This window comes from Pseudomonas sp. 67(2021) (assembly GCF_017491835.1).
In the GTDB taxonomy this organism is placed as follows: Bacteria; Pseudomonadota; Gammaproteobacteria; order Pseudomonadales; family Pseudomonadaceae; genus Aquipseudomonas; species Aquipseudomonas atacamensis.
Genome location: NZ_JAFGYL010000007.1, coordinates 70,222 through 94,146, shown reverse-complemented (window position 1 = coordinate 94,146; position 23,925 = coordinate 70,222). Strand labels below are relative to the sequence as shown.

Here is a 23,925-nt window from a genome sequence, read left to right as displayed (position 1 = left end):
CGCGCTGTAAAACGTGGCACGATCACCGCATGACGAACCCGCCATCCACTGATATGGACTGGCCGGTGACATAACTGGAGGCGCAACTGCTTAACCACAGAACTGCGTCAGCGATCTCCTCTGATTTGCCATGTCGGCCCATCGGCACTGCCTTGGTCATGGCCTCAAGGGCTGCGCCCTGCCCAGCCGCGACCATCTGATCGACCATCGGCGTCCAGATCAGTCCTGGGCAGACCGCGTTGACGCGAATATTCCGGGCTGCATATTCCAATGCCGCGCTTTTGGTCAGCCCCATCACTCCATGCTTGGCCGCGTGGTAGTTGGCACGCTCGGCGCCTCCGATCAGCCCGCCCAGAGACGAGCAGTTGACGATGGTGCCGCTGCCCTGGCGGCGCATGTGCTCCAGCTCAAATTTCATGCAGCTCCAGACGCCGCGAAGATTGACCGACATCACTTTGTCGTAATCCTCCACGGTGGCGTCAGCCGTTTCTGCAAGAATGTTCTGGATACCGGCATTATTGAAGGCAGCATCGAGGCGACCGAACGTTGCGACTGCTTCTTTCACCATGGCTTCGACCTCGTCGATTTGCGCAACATCGCAACGGATCCCGATAGCTTGATGACCGGCCTCCACCAAAGCCGTGGCGGCAGCATTGGCCGCGTCACCATCAAGATCGGCCAAGGCGACCGCAGCGCCAGCCTGGGCGAATGCCTTGGCCGTTGCCAGCCCGATACCGGAGGCGGCGCCAGTGACCAGGGCGACCCTGTTTTCAAATGAGAAGCTCATCGCTATTACCTCTAATGCCAAAGCTGTTGAATCGGTTGCGGAGTTCGCAGAGGCCACCCACGCTAATCAACGAGCAAGAAGATGAATATGGGGCGAATCCGGGATGTGCTGGTGAGCGATACTCAGCAATCCAGATGGCGGATGCACGAGAGGGTGTGAGTCAGTTGGGGGGCAGGCGCACAGCTGAACTGATGAGCGAAATTCAACGCTTCATGTCGATTTAGCGATGTAGTCCTCTGGAGAGACATGCAATAGCTTGTCAGCTCAATGCCTATCCAACAGGAGCCTGCCGCATGAGAACACTCGCCACCGCCTCAATGCTGACTGCCGCGATCTTCACCCATGCATCTGCGCACGCAGTGGATCTACCGAAAGATCAAACCATGAGCATTGTCAGGAATGGCGACCAGGCCTCACTGATGGGGGCTCCGGGCAATTTCGTCGGCAACGCAAGGATCGACCCTCTTTTCGCTGCGCGTGAACCCTCTACTGTTTCGGCGGGCGCGGTGACATTCCAGCCGGGGGCTCGGTCGGCTTGGCACACACATCCCAAAGGCCAAACGCTTGTAGTCACTGCGGGCGTTGGCTGGATTCAGCAGGTGGGCGGTGAAAAAACCGTGATAAAGCCAGGCGATGTGATCTGGACACCGCCCGGCGTCAAACACTGGCACGGCGCGACCGCGACTACGGGGATGACGCATATCGCGATTCAAGAGGCCGTGGATGGCAAGAATGTCGTTTGGATGGAGCCGGTCAGCGAAGCGCAATACGAGGCATCGCGCTGAGGTGTCTCATGGCTCACCGAGGGGTTGCAGCTCGCGGATGAGGTCGATCAGCAGACGTAGCCCCATCGGTAACTGCCGGTGACTCGAGTAATACATGTGAAAACCAGGTGCGATACTGGCCCAATCATCAAGCACCGTTGTGACGTGACCGCTCGCGATTAGCGGCGCCATGGCCGGCTCTGGCGCGTACATCAAACCGGCACCCTGACGAGCTAAAGAAAGGCCGACACGGGTTTCGTCGATCGTAATCAATCCAGGCACAGCAATCGAAACTGCGTCCCCGCCCTTCTCGAACTCCCAGTCGTACATACAGCCGTTGCCCAGGCGAATGCGTAAACAACGGTGCTTGAGCAGATCCTGAGGATGCTTCGGAACACCAAAGCGCTTCAGGTAGTGCGGAGCGCCGGCAACGACCCAGCGGATGTCCGGAGACAAGCGTTGAGCGATCATGTCCTCCGGTACAGTTCCGCCATAGCGTATACCGGCGTCATGGCCACCACCGATAACATCGACGAACAGGTTGGTCACAGTCAGGTCAATCTGGATTTCCGGATAGCGGTCGTTGAAGACGGGCAAAACCGGGCCAAGCAACAAATCTGCGGCATCGCTGAGCAAGTTCAAGCGAATACGACCCGTTGGCTCATCTCGGAAACGATTGAGCACTTCCATGGCCTGCCCCATCTCCAGCATGGGTTCACTTATCAGCTTGTACAGCTCTTCGCCCGCTGCGGTGAGGGTGACGCTGCGAGTGGTGCGATTGAGTAGCCGAACGCCGATTCTGCTTTCCAGCCCCTTGATGGCATGGCTCAAGGCAGAAGCACTGATACCCACCTCTTTGCCTGCGCGATTGAAGCTCTGATGGCGAGCAATGGCGAGAAAGTAGACAAAGTCTGCGAGGTTGGCGCGACTTACATTCATGAGGCCTCACACCTTGTAATTCGGGATGGAAGCAGGACAAGCGACCAAGTCAGATGATTGTACTGACCACTGGGACGTTTTTTGGTGAATTCTGCTCATCAAACAATTGCGTTGTGCTCATTACCAGATCTCCCGAACGGCAACGCTCCGGCTCACTACCGCGTACTGATGCGGCCTGGCTACCCGCTTGTTTTCTGCCAGCCTTAGACAGAATGAAACCGGGGCACCAAGCGCCCCGCTCCCACGTGCAACAGCTCCCTCTTTCACGTCAGAAATGCACCTTGAGCAAGAGACTCAACGCGTTCTGGTCGGTAGGGAATCCGCTCGTGTCTTCAATCCCGTATTTATTCGACCAGTAATCCCACTCAAGTCCCGCATAAAAACGTTTTTGCTGTTGCCCCAGCGCCTTGCCCACGTCGTATTTGACTTGTGGGTTGAAGTGAAAGCTCCTGGCCACATAGTTGGAGGTGCCTTTGTTGCCGACGTCGTTGACGTACCACTCCAGATAGCCGTCGAAAAGAATGTCGGAGCGACCCACCGGGAGGGTCATGGACCAGGTCGGGTTGATCTGCCATTGACCTGAGGCCTTACCGGTGATGCCGTCGGGTTTGCGGTAGTAGGTATTCAGGGAAAAGCGGTCGAAGCCTGGAAGCACGAGGTCGACAGCGGGACCCAGCAGGTATTTGCGATTGCGGTTCTCACCGCGCTCGTAGGTGGCGGCGATGAGGACGTCCTTGACGATGCCATAGCTCAGGGAGCGGTCAGTGATTTTGCCCAGCGACAGCCGTGGGGAGAATTCACCGTAGTAGGAATGGCCGTCGGCACCCGAGAGTCCGCTGGACCATTTGTTGTCGACGAACATGAAGATATCGCCCCACGTCCAGCCGCTGGCGTGTTCGAAGCTTAGTGTTTGCTGAGTATCGTCACCAGTGCCGTCGACTTTGAAATGCTGGCCGTAGAGGTAGCTCAAGCTGTTGTCGTTCCACAACAGAGGGCCAGCTTCGGCGCCGGCGCTGGCCAGAGCTAACAGCGGCGCCAGGCTGCGACGCAGCTGTGAAGGTGCAAGTAATGGAATACGCGATGCTTTCATGGGCTGCCCTTGTCAGGTGATTAGCGGATATCACCGGCAAGGCACGCCCGAGCTGCGGATCAAGCAGCTGCTCTGGCCCTCAAATTAACGAGGGGCGACCCTTGCCGGGTGCGCGGCGTAATGCCGCCAGAGCAATGCCCTGCACCTCGGGTTCTGTTGAGAGCCCTCTGTGCTGACCGCTTCTACTCGATTCCGGACTAAGCAGGGGTTGTGCCAACTGAGCGAATACAATCTTCAACCCTCATTCAGCACAATCGATGCGTAAAACTGAATACTTTGCAGCCATCGGTTGCGCACCAGATTGAGGCGCGCCCACTTGAATTCGCACCGTTGCGAATCGCCTGCCCACCTCCTGCTGATTGCCTCGCCCGCCGGATCCCGTGAGGGCGGGCCTGCGACGGCTTGGCACACTTTTGGCTATGACTGCTTTCGAGTAGAAGCGGTCAGTGCCAGCAATGGCACCGGGCATTGCTCTTGCGCCCCTCCCTGTGGGCGTACGTCCGATTGGATGCTTGAACGCGGCGCCAGCGCCCCGGGCAAGAGAGACGTGTCAGCCGTGTAACTACGCATATACGCCCTCTCTCCTCCCCTTGTTCTCTCCAATCGGTCCCTCGCTGGCGTGCCGATTGGCGCGCGGCGGTTTTCGAATCGTTGTGGAGAACACATCATGAAAATTCGCTTTGCCTTGGGTCAACCGCTTCGCTCGCTACTGGCCATGGCGCTTGTGCCCGCCGCCCTGATCGCATCTCCACTGGCTTTGGCCAATGACAAGGTGGTGCTGCTCACTTCCTGGTATGCCCAAGCCGAACAGGGCGGGTTCTACCAGGCCCTGGCGGATGGACTGTATGAAAAAGAAGGCCTGGACGTGACCATCCGCATGGGTGGGCCGCAGGTCAATGGAATGCAGCTGCTGCTCAACAAGCAGGCCGATTTCATCGTCAACTACGACTTGCAGATTCTCAAAAGTGTGGAGCAAGGCCTGCCGGTAGTGGCCGTGGCCGCGCCCTTTCAAGGTGATCCTCAGGGTCTGCTGACCCATGCCGATGTGAGCGGCCTGGATGCGTTGCAGAACAAACAGGTGCTGGTGTCCACCTCCGGCCAGCAAACGTGGTGGCCGTGGCTCAAGGAAAAATACCAGCTCAAGGACAGCCAGGCCCGCCCCTACACCTTCAACCTGCAACCCTTCCTCGCGAACGCCAACACCACGCAGCAGGCCTATGCCAGCTCCGAGTTGTTCCAGGCGTTGAAGGCCGGGGAGAAAGCCAACTTCTTCCTGTTTGCCGACGCCGGTTACCCGCCCTACGGCTCGACCCTGGCCACTCGCCAGGATGTGATCGATCAGCATCCTGAGCGAGTCCAGCGCTTTGTTCGCGCCTCGATGGAGGGCTGGAAGCGCTACCTCGACAACCCGAGCGCCAACCACCTGATCAAGGCTGATAACCCGAACATGAGCGATGAATTGCTCGCCTGGGGCTTGTCGACGCTCAAGCAATATCGCCTGGTCACCGGCGGTGATGCCGCCACCCAAGGCATCGGCGTGATGAGCGATGCGCGCTGGCAGGCCACGCGCAATTTCATGGTCGAAGCCGGCCTGCTCGGCGCCGATGCGCCTTGGCAGAAGGCCTACACCACGCGCTTCGTGCAGGACTTGAAGGTACTGCCTGGCGCCGAACAGTCCGCCAGCCGCTGAGCCTGATTGCAAGACTGCTGAACCCAGAGCCCGAGCCCAAGAGCCGGCTGAACGAATACCGTGAGGACACTTGTTATGTTGGTCACCAAACAACCTGTATTGCGCCGTTTCTGGTATGCCCTGCTCCCCATGACCTCGCTGGATGCCGGCCCGCAGGCCTTCACTTTACTCGGTGAGGCGCTGGTGTTGTGGAAGCGCCCCGACGGCACCCCGGTGGCCATGCGCGACCGTTGCTGCCACCGCACCGCCAAGCTCTCGAAAGGTTTTGTCAGCGAGGACGGCAACATCGCCTGCGGCTATCACGGCTGGGAATACGACTGCACCGGCACCTGCGTGAAGATCCCGCAAAACCCCGCTGGCATGATTCCGCCGGGCGCCTCGGTCCAGGCCTTTCACTGCCAGGAAAAATACGGCTACGCCTGGGTCGCCCTCGACGATCCTCTGCAACCAATCCCTGAGTTTCCCGAGGATGGCGCCCCGGGCTACCGGCGCATCTTCCAGTTTTATGAAGAGTGGAAAACCAGCCCGCTGCGGGTCATGGAAAACTCCTTTGACAACTCGCATTTTTCCTTCGTCCACAAAGCCAATTTCGGCCTTTTCGACCAGCCCGCGCCGGCCGGCTACGAGTTTCGCGAAACCGACTACGGCTTCGAGGCGGAGACTCGGGTGCCGATCCGCAATCCTGAGGAAAGCTATCGCATCACCGGGACCCGCGAGCCGATCACCCAGCGCCACCTGATCAACCGCTATTACCTGCCGTTCTCCCGGCGCTTTGGCTGCATGTACCCGGACAGCGGCATCCACCACATCATCTACAACTGCGCGACGCCCATGGAAGACGGGCGCCTGATGCTGGTCCAGTGGTTGTATCGCAATGACAGCGAAGAGCAATGCTCGACCCAGGAACTGATCGACTGGGACGCAGCGATCACCGCCGAAGACCGCGACATCCTCGAAGCCACCGATTACGACGCCTGTGTCGATACTCGCCGGCGAGTGGAACTGCACATGCCGTCGGACAAGCCTGGCCTGGTGATTCGCCGGCAATTGCTGGGCCTGCTCGAAGCTCACGGTGAAAGTGAAGTGTTCCTCAGCCATTGAAGTCAGCGCCCCGGTGTGCCGGGGCTTTACCGGACGCTCATGACCCAAGGGGAGAGCGCTATGTTGATGCAAACCATAACTGGGGCCAACGCCCTGCCGCAGGCGTTGCCACGGGGCGACAGCGTCGGCGTGCAAACACCGCTGTTCGCCAATCAGGTGGAAAAAACCTACAGCAACGGCACCCAGGCCTTGAGCCGGGTGAAGCTGGCCATTCAGCGCGGCGAGTTCGTTTCATTGCTCGGCCCTTCGGGCTGCGGCAAGAGTACCCTGCTGAAAATGTTCGCCGGCCTCGAAAAGCCCTCCGCCGGCCACGTGCGCTGGTGGGGCAAGGACAGCCCGGCCAGCCCGACCCAAGGGCAAAGCCTGGCGATGGTGTTCCAGGAGGCGACCCTGATGCCTTGGGCGAAGGTCAGCGACAACGTGCGCCTGCCGCTGGATCTGGCCAATGTGCCCAAAGCCCAGAGCCAGCCAAAGGTCGACGCCGCCCTTGCCCTTGTCGGCTTGGACCGCTTCAGCCAGGTGTACCCGCGGGAACTGTCCGGCGGCATGCAAATGCGCGCGTCCATCGCCCGGGCCTTGGCCACCGAGCCCAATCTGCTGCTGATGGACGAGCCCTTCGGCGCCCTGGATGAGTTCACCCGCAACAAGCTCGACAGCGACCTGCGTCAGCTGTGGGCTAGCCGCGACCTGACCGTGGTGTTCGTCACCCACAGCATTTTCGAGGCCGTCTACCTGTCATCGCGGGTGGTGGTGATGGGGGCGCGCCCGGGCCGCGTAATCGCCGACATCGAAATCGACGGCCCGTTGGAACGAGACGAGGCCTACCGCACCTCCGCGGCCTTTATCGCGCAGTGCGCACGCCTGTCCCAGCTTCTGGCCCAGGCCAATGGCGATCCTTGCTGACTTTATTGAGAGCCCGCTCATGAACCCGTCCTTTACTCCCTGGTTACGTCACCCCTCGGTGTTGCGCATCGTCTCGCCGCTGCTGCTCGGCGCGGTATTGCTGGGTCTGTGGCAATTGGCGTGTGTGGCCTGGAAGGTGCCGGTGTATTTGGTGCCCTCCCCGGTCGATATCGGCCGTACGCTGATCAGCGATGGCCCGATGCTGTTCGGTGCGTTGTGGATGACCTTGAAGATCACTTTTTTCTCGTTTGCCCTGGCGGTGCTTATCGGCACCCTGGCGGCGTTTGTGTTTGTGCAGAGCCGCGTGCTGGAAGCCAGCCTGTTTCCCTACGCCATCCTGTTGCAGGTGACGCCGGTGGTGGCCGTGGCACCGCTGATCATCATCTGGTGCAGCAACACCACGCTGGCGTTGATTATTTGCGCGACCCTGGTGGCGATTTTCCCGATCATCGCCAACACCGTACTCGGCTTGCGCAGCGTCAACCCCGGCCTGCTCAATCTGTTCCGCCTGAACCGCGCCAGCCGCTGGCAGGTGCTGTTGCGCCTGCGCATTCCCAGCGCCCTGCCGTGTTTTTTTGCCGGGCTGCGCATTGCCAGCGGGCTGGCGTTGATCGGCGCGGTGGTGGCGGAGTTCGTCGCCGGCACCGGGGGGACCGGTGCAGGGCTGGCGTATCAGATCCTCCAGGCCGGCTTTCAACTGAATATTCCAAGGCTGTTCGCTGCCCTGCTGCTGATCGCCTTGACCGGTGTCGCGTTATTCAGCCTGATGGCCGTGCTGGCCCGGTTGAGCCTGCGCAACTGGCACGAAAGCGAACTCGGCTGACCCTTTGAATTCGCCGCAGGCGCGGCGTATGGAGCCTCACATGAAGTTTCAAAACAGCTGGCTGGTACGTAACGCCAGCGTCATCCTCACCGGTTTGTCCGGCGCGGCGGCGCGCCACGCCGGGCCTGATATCCGTATCGTCGACGGCCGCATCAGCGCCATCGGCGCCCTGCAGCCCCAGCCCGGCGAGCGAGTGCTGGATGCCACCGACTGTGTGGTCTACCCGGCGTGGGTCAATACCCACCATCACCTGTTTCAGTCGCTGCTCAAAGGCATTCCCGCAGGTATCGACCAGAGCCTGGGAGCCTGGCTGGGTGCCGTGCCCTATCGCTATCGCGGCGCGTTTGACGAGCAAAGCTTTCGCCTCGCCGCGCGCATTGGCCTGGTCGAATTGGCACGATCCGGCTGCGCCACCGTCGCAGACCATCATTACCTGTACTTGCCGGGCATGGACTTTGACAGTGCCGAGGTGCTGTTCGAGGAAGCCGAACGGCTGGGGCTGCGGTTTGTCCTCTGCCGTGGCGGCGCCACGCAAGCACGGCAAGCCGAAGGCAAGTCCGTGGCCGGGCCAGAGACCCTGGAGCAATACCTGGACGACGTCGAGCGTCTGGTGCGGCGCTACCACGACCCGACCGCCGATGCCTGGCGGCGGGTGGTGATGGCGCCCACCAGCCCTCCCTACTCCATGCCTGCCGAACACCTGCGCGAAACCGCCCGGGTCGCCCGGCGACTGGGCATTCGCCTGCACAGCCATCTGAGCGAAACCGTCGAATATCAGAATGAGGTGCAGCAACGCCACGGCATGTCGCCAGTGGCGTTCTGTGCCGAGCACGAGTGGCTCGGCCCGGACGTGTGGTTCGCGCATTTGGTGAAACTCGACGCCGAGGAAATCCGCATGCTCGGGGCCAGCGGTACGGGCATTGCCCATTGCCCGCAAAGCAATGGCCGCCTGGGCAGTGGCATTGCCGATGTGGTGGGCATGGAGGCTGCGGGAATGCCGGTGTCGATTGGCGTGGATGGCGCCGCCTCCAACGAGGCCTGCGACATGATCAGCGAAACCCACGCCGCCTGGCTGATGCAACGGGCCAGACTTGGCGAACGGGCCCGCCCGCGTTATGCCGGCGGTGACGAGGAAGGCGGTGCCAGCGCGGCCACGGTGGAAGACGTGGTGCGCTGGGGTACGTCTGGCGGGGCTCGGGTGCTGGGGCTGGACGCCGTGGGCAGCGTGCAAGTGGGCATGGCGGCCGACCTGGCGATCTATCGCCTGGACCAGCCGCGATACTTCGGCCTGCATGACCCGGCGATCGGGCCGGTGGTGGGCGGAGGACGCCCGACGTTGCGCGCCTTGCTGGTCGGTGGCCGGTTGACCGTACACGACGACCAGTTGCCTGACTTCGACCTGGCCGAACTCGGCGCCCAGGCCCGGGACGCGGTGCGGCGGTTGCAGCAGGCCGCAGGCGTACGCTCATGAGCTGATCTCCCCGGCACGTGCTGCCGTGCCAATACTCGGCCGCATCAAATGTCTGGTAGATGGAAAAATACGCCAGTAATCGACTTGGGACTGTAATCAGACAGTTTCAGGGTCCCGGAGAAGAAAGCAGCGGACGGCGTATCACAAGGCGCTGCTACAACAATTGCTCGCGTAGAAAATCGATGAACGCCATTGTCCGCGCTGAACGTCGTCGCTCGCGGCTGAGTACGGCGCTGACAGGCAGCGCGCTGGTCTGATAGTTGTCGAGTACGGTACTCACCCTGCCCTGCTCGACGTCAGCTGTGAACAGCCATTGCGGTGAGAGAGAAATACCCAGGCCGGAGAGCACCATTTCGCGGATGGCCTCGCTGCTGTTGCTGGTGACGTTGCCCTGGATACCTACATCGAACGCTTGGCCGAGGTGCGTAAAGTGCCAACGGTCGTAATGCTCCAGCAACGTGAAGCCGATGCAGTTGTGTCCTGACAGTTCGCTGGGCTCACGTGGCACGCCGTGTAGATCCAGATAACCGGGCGCCGCATAGACACGCCGTGGGCTATTGCCCAGTGGCAGTGCCACCAATCCCTCGCTCTTCACTACGCCAATGCGGATCGCCAGATCGATGTTTTCCTTGAGCAGGTCTTCATTGTGGTCACTCAGCCGCAGGTCAATCCGCACATCAGGATGGCGTTGCAGGAAAATCCCTATGAGCGGTGCGATGCATAACCTTCCATAACTGACCGGGGCGGCGACTCGTAAAGGGCCGGCGATCTGCTCCTGGCCACTGGTGAAGCTTCGCGTGGCAGTTTCGACGTGGCCGAGAATTTCCTGGCAGTGGTCGTAGAAGCGTTGACCTTGGTCGGTCAGGGCCAGGTGCCGAGTGCTGCGTGCGAACAATGGCCCACCCAGGTACTGCTCCAGCGCGCGCACTTGCTTACTCACTGCTGGCTGCCCCATGTTCAGTTCACGGGCGACCGCCGAGAAGGACCCGCGCTCCACGACGCGGACAAAGACATGCATGCTGTCGAACAGATCCATCGACGATTGGTTCTCTTTGGGGAATAAGTCATATGCTAATTGGGTTTCTTATCGGAATGATTAAAGCGCGGCAATCTGTAAGCGTCCATCCCAACACAGGTTCCCGTCATGAAACATTCCATGCTTGCCGCCATCGCCGAGTCCGCTCAATCTCCTCTCGCCATCCGTCACATCGATCGCCCTGTTCCCGGTAAGGGGCAAGTGCTGGTCAAGGTTCACGCCGCAGGGGTCAATCCGCTCGATACCAAAATTGCCGCCGGCGCAGGGGCTCACGCCCGCCAAACGCTACCGGCCGTGCTCGGCCTTGATCTTGCCGGTACGGTGGTCGAAACGGGCGAAGCGGTCGAGGGGTTCACCCCGGGTCAGGAAGTCTTCGGCATGCCCGGCGGGATCGGCGGTGCCCAAGGCACCATGGCCGAGTACATTGCCGTGGATGCCCGCCTGATCGCGGTCAAGCCACACACCCTCAGCATGCGTGAGGCGGCTGCATTGCCTTTGGTATTCATCACCGCGTGGGAAGGTCTGGTCGATCACGCCAATGTCCGCTCTGGTCAGCGTGTCCTGATTCATGGGGGCGCGGGTGGGGTCGGTCAAGTGGCTGTGCAACTGGCCAAGGCACGCGGTGCCGATGTCTACGCCACCGGCTCGGCGGGCAGTCTCGACTTCATACGCTCGCTGGGGGCTACAGCGATCGACTATCAGGCACAGAGCGTTGAGGATTATGTCGAGCACTACACCGCCGGCGAAGGGTTCGACATTGTCTACGACACCGTCGGCGGCAGCATGCTGGATGCATCATTCCAAGCCGTGAAAGCCTATACCGGGCACGTGCTGAGCTGCCTGGGTTGGGGCCAGCACAGCCTGGCACCGTTATCTTTCAAAAGTGCCACCTACTCGGGCGTCTTCACCCTGGCGCCACTGCTCACCGGCAAAGGACGCGACCATCACGGCGCTATCCTGCGCGAGGCCGCTGCGCTGGCCAATGCGGGTCAACTGACGATCCGCGTGGATCAACAGCACTTTGCGCCGCACGACGTCAACGAGGCATTTCGCCAAGTCGCCGAAGGCCGCGGCAAGGGCAAGACGGTGATCGAGTTTGTGGCTGCCTAGTTCCTTGTAATCTCTTTAGAGCGCACTCGGCCAAAAGCGTGCGCAATGGTCCGCAACGTCCTCGCCGCCATTCTCCCAGCCAAAAGCGTCAAACACGTAGCACCCCACGAGTTGAACGGGCCGACCTTCGCTCATTCAATCGTGACCACCCAAGAATTGATTGAGGCGCTGGCAGTGCAGGAGTAATGGCCGATGACCCTCATAGGATAGCTGATCGATCACCGGCCCATTTTTACACGGCCCAACAGGAGCAGCCCAAGGCACCAAAAAAACTTCGAGGGTCCGATACTGGAGCATTGGATCCCCATGCACCGGCATGATCGTGACCGTGCAGGCCGCAAAAGCTTGCGCAGCCGCACGAGGCCGCGACTTGGGCGCGCAGCGGAGCCAGCGAGTTTCTGCCTGCTCCGTCTGGGTCTCCCCAAGCGCCATAACCTTTAAAGGTACGCGTCGGCGACCAGTCAGGCATGGCGGGCGGTAGCGGGTTGTCGTCAAACCTGGCGAATTGGCCGGCCCCGTAAACCACGCGCCCGCCAACAACGGTCATATCGGCGGTAAGAAATGAAATCTCGTCTTCAGGCACAGAGAAGTAGTCCTTACTTGGCACAATCAGGTCAGCAAAGTGACCGGTCTGGATGCGACCACGTTTGCCCTCTTCGTTAGAAAACCAGGCGACATTCTCTGTCCACATCCGCAACGCCGCTTCGCGATCAAGCAGGTTTCGTTGAGGGTACAGATTCAGACCGCCCACCGTTTTACCGGTTACCATCCAGGATAGCGAAACCCAGGGGTTGTAGGAGGCAACCCGGGTGGCATCGGTGCCTGCAGACACTTTCACCCCTTTTTCCAGTATGCGCGCTACGGGCGGGGTCGCTTGCGCCGCACGGGCGCCGTAGCGCTCGACGAAGTACTCCCCCTGATAAGCCATACGATGTTGTACAGCGATGCCACCGCCGAGCGCGGCGATACGGTCGATTGATTTGTCCGAGATGGTTTCGGCATGATCAAAGAACCAATTGATGCCAGCGAGGGGGATGTCCTCGTTGACCTTCTCAAATACATCCAGCGCTCGGGTAATGGTTTCGTCGTAGGTGGCATGCAACCGCCACGGCCATCGGTTCTCTGCGAGGATGCGCACAACTTCCTCCAGTTCTCCCTCCATCTCGGGCTGCAGGTCCGGTCGCGGCTGGCGAAAATCTTCGAAGTCGGCAGCGGAAAACACCAACATTTCGCCCGCGCCGTTGTGACGGAAGTAGTCGTTTCCTTGCTTGTACTTAACGCTGGAGGTCCACTTGAGGAAATCCTCCTTCTCTTCCTTGGGTTTCTGAGTGAACAGGTTGTAAGCCAACCTGACCGTCATTTGCCCATCGTTGTCCAACTTCTGGATCACTGCGTAATCGTCGGGATAGTTTTGGAAACCGCCGCCCGCATCAATAACCCCTGTCACACCCAAGCGATTGAGCTCGCGCATGAAATGGCGAGTGGAGTTGACCTGATAGTCGAAGGGCAACTTCGGTCCCTTGGCCAACGTGGCGTAAAGGATCGTCGCGTTGGGCGTGGCCAACAGCAGGCCCGTAGGCGCACCATTGGCATCGCGGTAAATTTTCCCGCCTGGTGGCTCGGGGGTATCTCGGGTGTAGCCGACCGCGCGCAAGGCCGCACCATTGAGCAAGGCCCGGTCATAGAGATGCAGAAGAAATACAGGTGTATCGGGCGCGATCGCATTGATCTCGGCTATGGTTGGCAAACGCTTTTCAGCGAACTGGTGTTCAGTGAAGCCACCTACCACGCGAACCCACTGCGGTGCTGGTGTGTTAGCCACTTGGCGCTTGAGCATGTCCATGGCGTCAGCCAGTGAACGCACACCGTCCCAGCGCAATTCCAGATTGTAGTTAAGGCCGCCGCGGACCATGTGGGTATGGTTATCGACTAAGCCAGGGAGCACACAACGGCGCTTGAGGTCGACAACTTTTGTGGCTGAGCCAGCCAGCGCCAGGACTTCCTGGTCTGACCCTACAGCCAGAAACTTGCCGTCTTTGATTGCAACGGCGTGGGCGACTGGGTTGGCGCGATCCAGTGTAGTGATCTCGCCATTGTGGAAAATGATGTCCGGAATGGAATCGGTCATATTCGGCCCTTCCCTACTTAGAGTTTCGGAAAAAGCGCTGCGTCCAAAGACACCCCCTAACGCTAAGGTGGAGGCGGCCTGGAGAAGTTTTCGGCGCGATGTCATAGGTAGAGGCCTCACAGATATAAAGCCCGTTTCCAGGGCCTTCAGGGAATAGCGAACCTTGAGAACCGGTTACTCACGTCTGACTGGACGTTTTAGACTGCATACATCCTCATGCTCCACCTCGTGTTTTGGACAATAACGCCGATGGGTGGAGCTATCGCGTCAGCGCTGCGCGACAGCTCTTGCATAACGGATTTATTTAGCAGGGTTTGGACCGATGTGCTCGCCGTGTTGCACCCGCTCAGGCGCCTTATGCACCATGGTGTAGGCATAATCCACACCCATCCCGTAGGCGCCGGAATGTTCCTGCACGATCCCCATCACGGCTTCATAGGTCTCCTTGCGCGCCCAATCCCGCTGCCATTCGAGCAGCACCTGCTGCCAGGTAACCGGTACGATACCGGCCTGAATCATGCGGTCCATGGCGTAGTTGTGCGCGTCGATCGAGGTGCCACCCGAGGCGTCGGCAACCATATAGATTTCATAGTCTGTATCGCGCAGGCAGGACAGTGCGAAGGTCGTGTTGCAGACCTCGGTCCACAGGCCGGATACGACGATCTTCTTACGGCCGGCAATGGCGGACTCTGCCAGGGCATCACGAACGTTTTGGTCATCCCAGGAGTTCATTGAAGTACGTTCGAGGATTTTGTTCTGCGGATATACCGCTAGCAACTCAGGGTATGTATTGCCAGAGAAACCCTCGGTTTCCACAGTCGTGATGGTGGTAGGTATGCCGAACGCTTTGGCAGCCTTGGCCAACCCCACGACATTATTTTTCAGCACCTGCCGATCTATCGACTGCACACCAAAGGCCATTTGGGGCTGGTGGTCGATGAAAATCACTTGGCTGTTTTGCGGGGTCAGTATTTCAAAGTACTTGTTGGACATGGCGGATTTCCTTTGGTAAGTAGAGCAATACGAAAGCGGCGTTATGCGTGGCTGCGCAATCAGAACGCTACCCGTCCTGGTAGGGCTAAAAGCCACTTTCCGGACGAGTTCAGGGGTGCCGAAAAGCCCCTTGAATTTACGAATGCAGCATTGTTCAGCCGCGTTCGCGGGGTTCAGTTAAATGCCCGAAAAACGCTTGCCAAGCTGCTTTTGCAAGTGCACATCATCTGCGGCTAATTCGCTCCCACCTTGAAGGGAAGTGCATCTTTGGATGTCTTCACGGTCCATGAACCGGACTGCCGGAACGAACTGGCAGACGCGTAGGTATCTTCCATGAACTGGAAATAGGTCATCTTTCCATCCTGAACTTTCGCATGGATGGAAAACGGTGATGTGAACAGATGTCCGACCGCCACGGAGCGGTAGGTGAACTTACCGAAAATCGCGACATCTTCGCCGGAAGCGATTTTGGTAGTAATCGTAAAGTCTTCGATTTTCCAGTAGTTTGAGACCTGCAAAAACAAAGAGCTAAAGGCTTTGGGACCTTTGTTTGTGCCGGTCCACGGCATGATTTTTCTGAGTTCTGGATTGTCAAAGTTTAGAGAAACATAGGTGGCGTCTGGAGCTGCCAACCTCATTGCCGCGGCTTCGACTTTATCGGGTGCGGTATTGGCCAGGAATTCCACGACAACCGCTAGTGAAGCAGCAGATTGCGCTTCAGTAGCTGACTGCGCCGACGCTGGAGTGATTGTTACTAACCATGAGGCGAGCGCCATTGCTGCAGTGATCAATTTGATGCTTCGAGTATTCATGAGCTCTCCATTTATGAGTACGATTTTGCGATTCGCGGTCATCCAACCCATGTTGCAAATTGCGACGCGTCGAAAAGCGACAAGTGGTACTGGAGCAAGGGCTATGCCAATTTTATAAACCGTATATAAATCGATATTTATCAATGATATATAGCTTAATGTGAGATCGCGAGTATCGGGCTCGGAGTTTATCGAGGGGCTTGTTTGATCATTTGATGAAGTCTCGGCGAGGTTTTGTTGATTTGATCAATCCAGCTCAAGCGTGGTCCACGGTGAACCGCCAGGCGGCCACGCAAAGTCACTCAAGACTCGCGTCATGCAACAAGCCGCTTTTCTTCAGGCGATAGGCCAGTGCCGGCCGGGTCAAGCCGAGCATGCGAGCGGCTTGCGAGACGTTTTGGTGTGAAAGCTCCATGGCGCGGCGCATCAGCCGTTCTTCCACAGCATCCAGGCTGATGTTTTTATCAAAGATCTGCGTAACCCAATCGGGACAAGGTTCTTCACCGCCAGCCTGAACCAACGCGCCATCAGAGTTGAGACGATCACCGTGCGAATCGTCTGTTTTTGGGAAGACTGCAAAGAGTGCATCCTGGCCTATGGTCTCGTTGCTGTCGGTCAGGATGACGCCACGCTCAATCGTATTTTCCAATTCGCGAATATTCCCCGGCCAGGCGTAGCGGCGACACAATTCAAGAGCTTTGTCTGATAAACCCAGCGTTCGCTTGTGATATTGCAAGTGAAACTTGCTTATAAAGTGCTCGGCCAGCAGTGGCAGATCTTCAAGTCGCTCGCGCAGTGGGGGAATCTGCACCGGAAACACATTCAAGCGGTAATAGAGATCGGCGCGAAACCGGCCCGCTTCGACGGCGTCGGCGAGGCTTTCATTGGTAGCAGCGATGACTCGCACATTGATCTTGCGGGTTCGGGAATCGCCTACCCGTTCCAGTTCACCCTCTTGCAGTACCCGAAGTAATGTCGCCTGCGCTCTGGGCGTCAGCTCCACCACCTCGTCTAGAAAAATCGTCCCTCCGTTGGCCCGTTCAAAGCGTCCTGGGCGGGTTTGATTGGCGCCGGTAAAAGCGCCTTTCTCAACACCAAACAATTCGGCTTCAATCAGGTCCTGAGGAATGGCAGCGCAGTTCACTGCGACAAACGCTTGCTCGGCGCGATCACTGCGCAGATGCACGCTCCGTGCGATGACCTCCTTGCCGACGCCAGTTTCTCCGAGCAGCAGGACGGAAATTTTTCCTTTGGCAGCCTTGTCGATCATCTTGCATACCTTCAAATAGGCAGGCGAGCGCCCTACTCCATAGAATTGAGCTTCCTGCTTCTCCAGGCTTCTACGCAGAGAGCTGATCTGTGATTGCAGTTCATACAGCTCCTCGATGATTGGGTCGGCTTGAAAGTACTGCCTGAATTCTGCGGCGTTCTCCCATTCCTCGGCAGGTTTACCAATAATGATGCAGCGCTCATCCCCGCATCCGCGACAGGTCGTTTCTTGGATGATGATTTCGCGTTTCATGAATGAAGAACTGTACGCACAGGCGTAGCCCAACAAAGACCAACAAACTGGTTCCTCCATCAGGCCGACTTCAGTCAGGCAAGTCTCGACCTCAAAGGAGTCAATCCATTCGAGCTCGCAATAAAAATGGCCGCTCTCCTGATCCAGCTCTAACTGAATGGGTTTCGCATTGACCATACCTTTGAGGGAATGCAGTTGCGGGCCGACCAGAAACATCTGCAACTGCGGACTGTCTGGTCTGAGCTTGCGGGCCATTTCCGCATCCTTGAGTCCAGACTGGTAGCCAAGGCGCAAGAAGAACCCCTTGGCGCGGTCGACGCCGAGGCTATTGATGAGTTCACGGCGAAAATTAGCCATCGCCGATACCTGCATCAACAACATGCGCTGCTCGCCAAACCAGATCTTGCCTTCCGTGCTTTGAAAACGAACCTGGTCGCTCAGGTCGTGAAAGCCGGAATAGTGGAGCTCAGGGTTGTAACTGACAGCCATTGAGAGAGACCTCGATTATTGTTTTGAGCGGTCTTGATCAAGCTGTGGCGCCGAGTGAAAGCACCGAAACAATCGATCGCGATATGAAGGGATTTTAGTGCATTGCTACGCAGAGCCAGCGGGCCTCCCGATGCAAAGACATGACGGTGCACGGGCTTCGCGGGCAGATGAAGGCAGTTACCAAGCGCCAAAGTCACAGCCAGGCTTAATGTTGGTGATCTGGCCCGAGCCGGCCATGTGCTGTGTTGGACTAGGTATTGATCATTCGCAATATCCCAGCAGATTGCGAATGCACGCCTTCAGTATCGGCCGTCGATGAACGCGGGAATGGGGCGCCTCCCTGGCAAAGCGGTACTTCACTGGCCCCTCACTCCCGTGCTGATCAACCTTCAGCGGGTACCGGCGTGTCGAGCAATTGCTGCTCCCACAGATAAGCAATGCCGCTACCTGCAGCATGCTGGAGAAGCACATCGGTTACAGCGCCTGCCGTATCGAGGCGTGCCCAGTCGCGTTGCCATTCAGCCATGACTGCCAACCAGGTCATGACATTTGCCCCGGCGCCGACCATGCGTTGGATGGCGACTTGATGGGCTTCGACCGAAACGCCACCGCACGCGTCGGTGACCACGGTAACGTCCCAGCCCTCGCCTAGTGCTTGAATCGCTGGCATGGCGACGCAGACCTCAGTCCACAGGCCAGCCAGGACCAATTGCTTGCGGCCTGTTGCCTTGACCGCGTCCACTACTTTCTTGTCTTCCCAAGTATTGATGAGCGTTCGGTCAATCACCTCCTGACCGGGGAAAACGTCGGTGATTTGCGGAAAGATCCAACCGCCACGCTCGGCAATCACACTGGTCAGAACGGTCGGGACGTTAAACGCCTTCGCAGCCTTCGCCAATGCTGTCGCACAGTTGACCGCTGCGTGCGGATCGTGGCTATTGAGATTGGTGAGTTGAAAAGGCTGGTGGTCGATCAACACAAGTACGGAGTCTTCTGGACGAAGAAGCGAAGCAAGACCGTTACGAAAAGCCATTAATCCATCCTCTTGTTGCCGTGGGTTGGCACGTTTATTTGCGGGATCAGTTTCCGTGCAGCGCGCCTTATGAGCGGCGATGCCTCATGCACTGTGCAGCGCCCTCAAACCTTCGGGTAGTAGCAGCGAATGACTAACTGTGTCGCGCAATGAGGAACGCCACGGTTTTTGCTGCCATTCTCTGGCGATGGCTTCACGGCTTCATGACGACGCGCCCCAGCGGTTTGCTTCGCTCCGCGAAGTCATGCGCAGCAGCCTGCGATAGGGTAAAGGCCCGTTCAATGACAACCCGTATACGCCCCCGCAATACATCCTGTAGCAGCTTGTCGACACTCGCACGCACTGCCGGCCGCTCGAAAAGTGGCCCCATGTACGCACAGATCAGGACGTCCCCGGGAACCGCTATTGGCGCCAAGGCGCGAACTCCGTAATGTGCAGTTCAGATGTACGTTCTGGTAGTCGCATTCCGTGCGTAGCTGCGTGACAAAAAAAGGAACGTGGAAATGGATATAGAAGAGCTTGAAACCTTTGTAGAAGTGGCCGATGCCGGCGGCATTTCCCGTGCGGCAACGCGCCTGGGCACGTCGAAATCTATCGTCAGTCGCCGGCTTGCCCGCCTGGAAGCAGAGCTGGGCGTGCAACTGATGGCGCGTACCACCCGCGGTGCGGCCCTTACCGAAGCTGGGGCGACCTTCCGCGACTACGCCGCCAGAATATGCGCTGAGGCCGAGTCGGCACGCGATGCGATCTTGCCTTCCGGCGAGCTTTGTGGCCGCCTGCGGATCGCCGCGCCCCTGACTTTGGGGCCAATACATTTCGCGCCGATCCTCGCGGAAATGGCCAGGCGTCACCCACAGCTTCATGTGCAAACGAACTACACCGATCGTTTCGTTGACCTCATCGCCGAGGGGTATGACTGCGCGATACGGGTGGGCTACCTGCCCGATTCCAACATGATCGCCCGGTGTATCGGACCGATCTTTGGCCAATTGGTGGCAAGCCCCGTCTATATCAAGGCGCATGGAGCGCCCGAAACACCCGACGAAGTCGTCAGCCACCAAGCACTGATGCAAGGCAATGAATCGTGGTCATTCATGGATGGTGACACGATGGTTACGGTGCGCCCGCAGGGAACGTTCAAAGCCGACAATGGCACCGCATTGCTGGCCGCAGCTTTGGCCGGCATCGGCATTGCCTGGTTACCTGACTGGGTCACGCATGAGCATTTGGCGAGCGGCGCACTTGTAGCGATCATGACGGATTATCCGCCGCCTCCAGCAGGCGCTTATGTAGTTCGACCGCCAGGCCAGCACCCTGCGCGAAAGATAAGGGTGCTCACCGAATTGCTGCTTGAATACTGCGACCAGGCGGCACATATTCCTGAGTCGCCACAGAGCTGAAAGACCCGATTGCAAGCTCCCTTAGAGTGAGTCCTGAAAGCAAAGTATGGATACCAGGCTTACTTATTGATCCATCAGAGCTATCGCGGCTAATACGTCCAGTCCTGATCAGCGCACCCGAATATTTCTCCAAAGTTTCATTCCTCACTCGCGAATAACGCCAACACCCGGTTGGATGTTCCGATTTGTGCGACACAGTAATACAACCCACGAGACTACAAACCAAGGAACTGGATCCCTAATATCCGCCCCCGTATCGGCACGCTTGCACCATCCCTGGTGAATGCGCGCGGCCAAATAACTGCATGCCAGACAGGTGAGTAATGATCGATTTGGAAGGAAAACGTGCGTTGGTGACGGGAGGAGCTCGCGGGATCGGCGCCGCTATCGCAGTGGCACTGGCAGAGAATGGCGCCGATGTTGCGTTCACCTACCAGCAGTCGACGGAAAAAGCTGAGGCAGTGGCCAAATTCATCGCTGATAAAGGGCGTCGTGCTATCACGATTCAAGCCGACAGTGCCAACCCGCAAGCCATTGAATGCGCAGTCGCGCAGGCCATCTCGACGCTGGGCGGCCTCGATATTCTCGTCAATAGCGCGGCTATCGGCTTGAACGGAATGATCGCCGACATTGATGTAGACGACTATCAAGCACTGATGGATATCAACGTGCGAGGCCCCGTCCTGTTCGCAAAGGCGGTCATCCCGCATCTGCCCGCTGGCGGAAGAATCATCACAATTGGCTCGGGACTGGCAGAGCGGGTGCCCTTTGCGGGTGTAACAGCCTATGCAATGTCCAAGTCGGCGTTGCTCGCATTCACCCGGGGTTTGTCACGTGAACTCGGCCCCACCGGCATAACCGTTAATCTTGTTCAGCCGGGATCGGTCGACACCGACGCAAATCCAGCCTTCGGCCCCGCCGGCGACTTTCAGCGGAGCCTGTCGTCCTTGGGACGTTTTGGCGAGCCTCGCGAGGTTGCGAGTGCGGTGGTCTATCTGGCCAGTCCTGCCGCGAGCCTGATCACTGGCGCCATCCTGACCGTGGACGGCGGTGCGATCGCTTGACTAACGCTCAGGCAGCTGTCCGCAGTGGACGGCAGCCATGGACTGTTGGTCAGGGGTTGAAACGCACTAATGGCCATTTGCAGAGGCAGGAAGCATTGGATATTGATGATCTTCGAACCTTCGTCGAGGTAGCCGACGCGGGCGGTGTTTCGTCGGCGGCCCGGCGACTGGGTGTTGCGAAATCGATAATAAGCCGCAGGCTTCTGAAGCTGGAAACCCAACTGGGTGTGCAGCTATTGGCCAGGACAACCCGTGGTGCTGCTGTCACCGAAGCGGGAGCCGCCTTGCGAGAGTATGCGGCGCGGATCGTCGCTGAGTTTGACGCGGCCAGGGACGCCATTGTTCCAGATGGAGACCTTCGAGGCCGCTTCCGGATCGCAGCACCGATCTCGTACGGCCCGACACATATTGCCCCCGTGCTTGCTGAAATGGGGCGACGCCACCCTCTCCTGCACATTCATGCAAGTTACAGCGATCGTATCGTCGATCTGATTGGCGAGGGCTTCGATTGTGCTATTCGGGTCGGCCATTTACAGAGCTCCAATTTCATCGCAAAGCGTGTGGGCAGCATTCACGGCAAACTCGTGGCAAGCCCAGGCTATGTGAGTACACATGGAGCGCCAGAGGCTCCCCACGAGATTCTTACGCATGAATCTCTTATGCAAGGTGCGGAAACCTGGCGGTTTATGGATGGCCAAAAGTCCATCATGGTTAATCCCCAAGGGCGCTTCAAGGCTGACAATCCTGTCGCGCTCGCCGCGGCAGCCGTTGCAGGTCTGGGTCTAGGGTACCTTTCTGACAGCGTCATCGACGAGCACATCAAATCTGGCGCATTGGTGTCCGTCATGCACAGATATCCCCCTGTTCCGGCGGGTATTTACATTGTTCGCCCCCAAAGCCAGCACCCTGCGCGAAAGATACGGGTGCTGACGGACATGCTGGTCGATTGGTTCGCAGATGTGAGCCCAGGCAACGTCCTCTCCCTTTAGAAGGCAAGCCACTCGGGACGGCGAGCGTTCAATCTATCCAATTGCCGGACGCATCTTCCACTCGTAGTTCCTGCACAACCATGCCATTCGCCTGCATGCAGGCGCTGAGCTGCGCATGTTTGCCTAAGATCAATCGCCTGAGTAGAATGCGATTCATTATCAATCATGTATGTCCCGGGATGCCGATGCGTAGCGACGAAACACTAGGTACTGCAGATCCAGGGATGCTCTATCGCACCCACTTCTCGTGGTTACAGGGCTGGCTGATTCGGCGCATCGGCTGTCGCGACAACGCCGCAGATCTGGCGCAGGACACCTTTGTGCGAGTGCTCAAGCACCGCCATCAGTCCGGCGCCCTGCGCGAACCCCGCGCCTATTTGAGCAGCATCGCCCGCGGTCTGATGATTGATCAGTATCGTCGTCGCGAACTCGAACGTGCCTACCTGGAAAGCATCACCTTGCTGCCGCAACACGAGGTTCCATCGGAAGAAAGCCGGCTGATGATTCTCGATGCGCTCGAGCGCATAGACCGTCTGCTCGACTCGCTTAAACCAAGAGTTCGCCAGGCGTTTTTATTTGCCCGACTCGACGGTCTGACCTGCGCACAAATCGCCGAAAAGCTCGGTGTTTCCCGAGCGACGGTGGAGCGCGACCTGGCCACGGCCCTGCAACACTGCTATCGCTTGCGTTATGTCGAGGCCTGAGCCCGAGGCGCTGGATCCGGCCATTGTCGAGCAGGCGATCCAATGGCTGGTGCGCCTTCGCTTCAATCAAGCCGATGAACAGACACAGCGCACGTTCGAGCACTGGCTGCAGCAGCGCCCGGAGCATGGATTGGCGTGGCAGCGTGTGGAAACGCTTGGCGATGAATTTGAAGGCGTGCCAGCTCAGCTGGCTCGACAAACCCTTAAGGGCGCCCAGCAGGGAATGCGCCGGCGGGAAAGCCTGAAGCTACTGGGCGTATTGGCGACGGTCGGCACGGCAGCCTGGCTCGGCCGCGACTACACCCCCCTGCCCTCCATGCTTGCACAGCAGCGCAGCAGCACCGGCGAGCAACGACGTTTCCAACTCGATGATGGCAGCCTTATCCAGCTCAATAGCGATAGCGCCGTCGACAGCGATTTCGACGCCCAGCGGCGCCTGATCATCCTGCGCCGTGGTGAAATCATCGTGAATGTCGGTGCGGATCAACACTCGCCGCAAGCGCGACCGTTGTGGGTGCAATCACGCGACGGGATCATGCGAGCCCACAGCTCGCGCTTTCTGGTCCGCGAGCGTGACGACGGCACTCTGGTCGCCGCTCAGGAAGGATCAGTCACGGTTTTCCCCGGTTCCGGTCAAGCGTCTGCGAGCCGCAACGTCCTGGCAGGAAACCAACTGCTGTTCACCTCAAGTGACGCCCGAAGGTTCAGGGACAACGGCCTTGATCTATGGGGTTGGGGTGACGGAGTGATCAGTGCGAACCATATGCGCCTTGGTGACTTCATCGCAGAGTTGTCGCGTTATCGCCCAGGAGTCCTGCGCTGCGCCGAAGAGGTCGCTGATCGACGCGTTTCCGGCACCTTCCAGCTCGCCGACAACGATCGGGTCCTGGCATTGATCGCGCAGTCACTGCGCCTGCACATTGATTACCGAACCCGTTACTGGGTCACCGTAACCGCTGCCACCTGACTCCACCCGAATATTTTTTCGCTACCTGAAAAATAATGAGGTGGTTTCTCATTCTCGTTCGACCTCTAAGGAAGGCCGGAATACAGGCCAGTCTGCCGATGTCCTTTCTT

At 58.6% G+C, this 23,925-nt stretch carries 21 protein-coding genes and 1 pseudogene; 13 read left to right on the top strand and 9 right to left on the bottom strand.

Annotation, left to right across the window (positions count from 1 at the left end):
* Window positions 1-22: 22 nt before the first annotated feature.
* Window positions 23-787, bottom strand: a complete 765-nt coding sequence (locus J5M66_RS11675; RefSeq protein WP_207809572.1) for a glucose 1-dehydrogenase — start codon at window positions 785-787, stop codon at window positions 23-25.
* A gap of 293 nt (window positions 788-1,080) precedes the next feature.
* On the opposite strand from J5M66_RS11675, the gene J5M66_RS11670 reads away from it, so the two are divergent.
* Window positions 1,081-1,572, top strand: a complete 492-nt coding sequence (locus tag J5M66_RS11670; protein WP_207809570.1) for a cupin domain-containing protein — start codon at window positions 1,081-1,083, stop codon at window positions 1,570-1,572.
* Window positions 1,573-1,578: 6 nt separating this feature from the next.
* On the opposite strand, the gene J5M66_RS11665 is transcribed toward J5M66_RS11670, so the two are convergent.
* Both J5M66_RS11665 and J5M66_RS11660 read right to left on the bottom strand, forming a co-directional pair.
* Entirely contained in the window at window positions 1,579-2,490 is a 912-nt protein-coding gene (locus J5M66_RS11665) for a LysR family transcriptional regulator (protein WP_207809568.1), read from the bottom strand.
* 268 nt (window positions 2,491-2,758) lie between these two features.
* The gene (locus J5M66_RS11660) at window positions 2,759-3,580 is read right to left on the bottom strand and encodes an outer membrane protein OmpK (RefSeq protein ID WP_123442467.1); all 822 of its coding nucleotides are present in this window, start codon (window positions 3,578-3,580) and stop codon (window positions 2,759-2,761) included.
* Window positions 3,581-4,247: 667 nt separating this feature from the next.
* Here J5M66_RS11660 and J5M66_RS11655 point away from each other — a divergent pair.
* The 5 genes from J5M66_RS11655 to J5M66_RS11635 all read left to right on the top strand — a co-directional run bounded on the left by J5M66_RS11655 (window position 4,248) and on the right by J5M66_RS11635 (window position 9,568).
* Window positions 4,248-5,270 carry an ABC transporter substrate-binding protein gene (locus J5M66_RS11655; RefSeq protein ID WP_207809566.1) on the top strand — a complete coding sequence of 341 codons (1,023 nt, stop codon included), beginning with the start codon at window positions 4,248-4,250 and terminating at the stop codon, window positions 5,268-5,270.
* Window positions 5,271-5,345: 75 nt separating this feature from the next.
* On the top strand, window positions 5,346-6,371 hold the full coding sequence (locus J5M66_RS11650; protein WP_207809563.1) for an aromatic ring-hydroxylating dioxygenase subunit alpha: 1,026 nt from the start codon (window positions 5,346-5,348) through the stop codon (window positions 6,369-6,371).
* A gap of 60 nt (window positions 6,372-6,431) precedes the next feature.
* Window positions 6,432-7,274, top strand: a complete 843-nt coding sequence (locus J5M66_RS11645; RefSeq protein WP_207809562.1) for an ABC transporter ATP-binding protein — start codon at window positions 6,432-6,434, stop codon at window positions 7,272-7,274.
* Between the two features lie 19 nt (window positions 7,275-7,293).
* Window positions 7,294-8,097 carry an ABC transporter permease gene (locus J5M66_RS11640; protein ID WP_130902569.1) on the top strand — a complete coding sequence of 268 codons (804 nt, stop codon included), beginning with the start codon at window positions 7,294-7,296 and terminating at the stop codon, window positions 8,095-8,097.
* A gap of 40 nt (window positions 8,098-8,137) precedes the next feature.
* Window positions 8,138-9,568, top strand: a complete 1,431-nt coding sequence (locus J5M66_RS11635; RefSeq protein ID WP_207809560.1) for an amidohydrolase family protein — start codon at window positions 8,138-8,140, stop codon at window positions 9,566-9,568.
* Window positions 9,569-9,722: 154 nt separating this feature from the next.
* On the opposite strand, the gene J5M66_RS11630 is transcribed toward J5M66_RS11635, so the two are convergent.
* Window positions 9,723-10,604, bottom strand: coding sequence for a LysR family transcriptional regulator (locus J5M66_RS11630; protein ID WP_130902571.1), 882 nt, complete (start codon window positions 10,602-10,604; stop codon window positions 9,723-9,725).
* 108 nt (window positions 10,605-10,712) lie between these two features.
* Between J5M66_RS11630 and J5M66_RS11625 the strand changes: the two genes are divergently transcribed.
* Window positions 10,713-11,714, top strand: a complete 1,002-nt coding sequence (locus tag J5M66_RS11625; protein ID WP_207809558.1) for a zinc-dependent alcohol dehydrogenase family protein — start codon at window positions 10,713-10,715, stop codon at window positions 11,712-11,714.
* A 45-nt stretch (window positions 11,715-11,759) separates the two neighbouring features.
* Window positions 11,760-11,900: pseudogene (locus J5M66_RS26965) on the top strand (cysteine hydrolase); the annotation flags it as partial.
* A gap of 46 nt (window positions 11,901-11,946) precedes the next feature.
* Here the strand turns inward: J5M66_RS26965 and J5M66_RS11620 are convergent.
* From J5M66_RS11620 to J5M66_RS11600, 5 genes are all read right to left on the bottom strand, one after another.
* Window positions 11,947-13,842: an amidohydrolase gene (locus tag J5M66_RS11620; protein ID WP_223631322.1), complete on the bottom strand. Its 1,896-nt coding sequence runs from the start codon at window positions 13,840-13,842 to the stop codon at window positions 11,947-11,949.
* A 300-nt stretch (window positions 13,843-14,142) separates the two neighbouring features.
* Window positions 14,143-14,835 (bottom strand): hydrolase, encoded by a 693-nt coding sequence (locus J5M66_RS11615; RefSeq protein ID WP_207809556.1) that lies wholly within the window; start codon window positions 14,833-14,835, stop codon window positions 14,143-14,145.
* 233 nt (window positions 14,836-15,068) lie between these two features.
* Window positions 15,069-15,647 (bottom strand): nuclear transport factor 2 family protein, encoded by a 579-nt coding sequence (locus J5M66_RS11610; RefSeq protein WP_016774755.1) that lies wholly within the window; start codon window positions 15,645-15,647, stop codon window positions 15,069-15,071.
* A 298-nt stretch (window positions 15,648-15,945) separates the two neighbouring features.
* Window positions 15,946-17,658 carry a sigma-54-dependent Fis family transcriptional regulator gene (locus J5M66_RS11605; RefSeq protein ID WP_160769499.1) on the bottom strand — a complete coding sequence of 571 codons (1,713 nt, stop codon included), beginning with the start codon at window positions 17,656-17,658 and terminating at the stop codon, window positions 15,946-15,948.
* A gap of 382 nt (window positions 17,659-18,040) precedes the next feature.
* The gene (locus J5M66_RS11600; protein ID WP_123442458.1) at window positions 18,041-18,691 is read right to left on the bottom strand and encodes a hydrolase; all 651 of its coding nucleotides are present in this window, start codon (window positions 18,689-18,691) and stop codon (window positions 18,041-18,043) included.
* A 503-nt stretch (window positions 18,692-19,194) separates the two neighbouring features.
* On the opposite strand from J5M66_RS11600, the gene J5M66_RS11595 reads away from it, so the two are divergent.
* The 5 genes from J5M66_RS11595 (at window position 19,195) to J5M66_RS11575 (ending at window position 23,815) form a co-directional block, all read left to right on the top strand.
* The gene (locus tag J5M66_RS11595) at window positions 19,195-20,091 is read left to right on the top strand and encodes a LysR family transcriptional regulator (RefSeq protein WP_016774759.1); all 897 of its coding nucleotides are present in this window, start codon (window positions 19,195-19,197) and stop codon (window positions 20,089-20,091) included.
* A gap of 323 nt (window positions 20,092-20,414) precedes the next feature.
* Window positions 20,415-21,155 (top strand): SDR family oxidoreductase, encoded by a 741-nt coding sequence (locus J5M66_RS11590; RefSeq protein ID WP_123442456.1) that lies wholly within the window; start codon window positions 20,415-20,417, stop codon window positions 21,153-21,155.
* A gap of 95 nt (window positions 21,156-21,250) precedes the next feature.
* Window positions 21,251-22,144, top strand: a complete 894-nt coding sequence (locus J5M66_RS11585) for a LysR family transcriptional regulator (RefSeq protein ID WP_207809554.1) — start codon at window positions 21,251-21,253, stop codon at window positions 22,142-22,144.
* Between the two features lie 185 nt (window positions 22,145-22,329).
* Window positions 22,330-22,848, top strand: coding sequence for a sigma-70 family RNA polymerase sigma factor (locus J5M66_RS11580; protein ID WP_207809552.1), 519 nt, complete (start codon window positions 22,330-22,332; stop codon window positions 22,846-22,848).
* On the top strand, window positions 22,835-23,815 hold the full coding sequence (locus tag J5M66_RS11575; protein ID WP_207809549.1) for a FecR domain-containing protein: 981 nt from the start codon (window positions 22,835-22,837) through the stop codon (window positions 23,813-23,815). Before J5M66_RS11580 ends, J5M66_RS11575 begins: the two co-directional genes overlap by 14 nt.
* Window positions 23,816-23,925 lie beyond the last annotated feature (110 nt).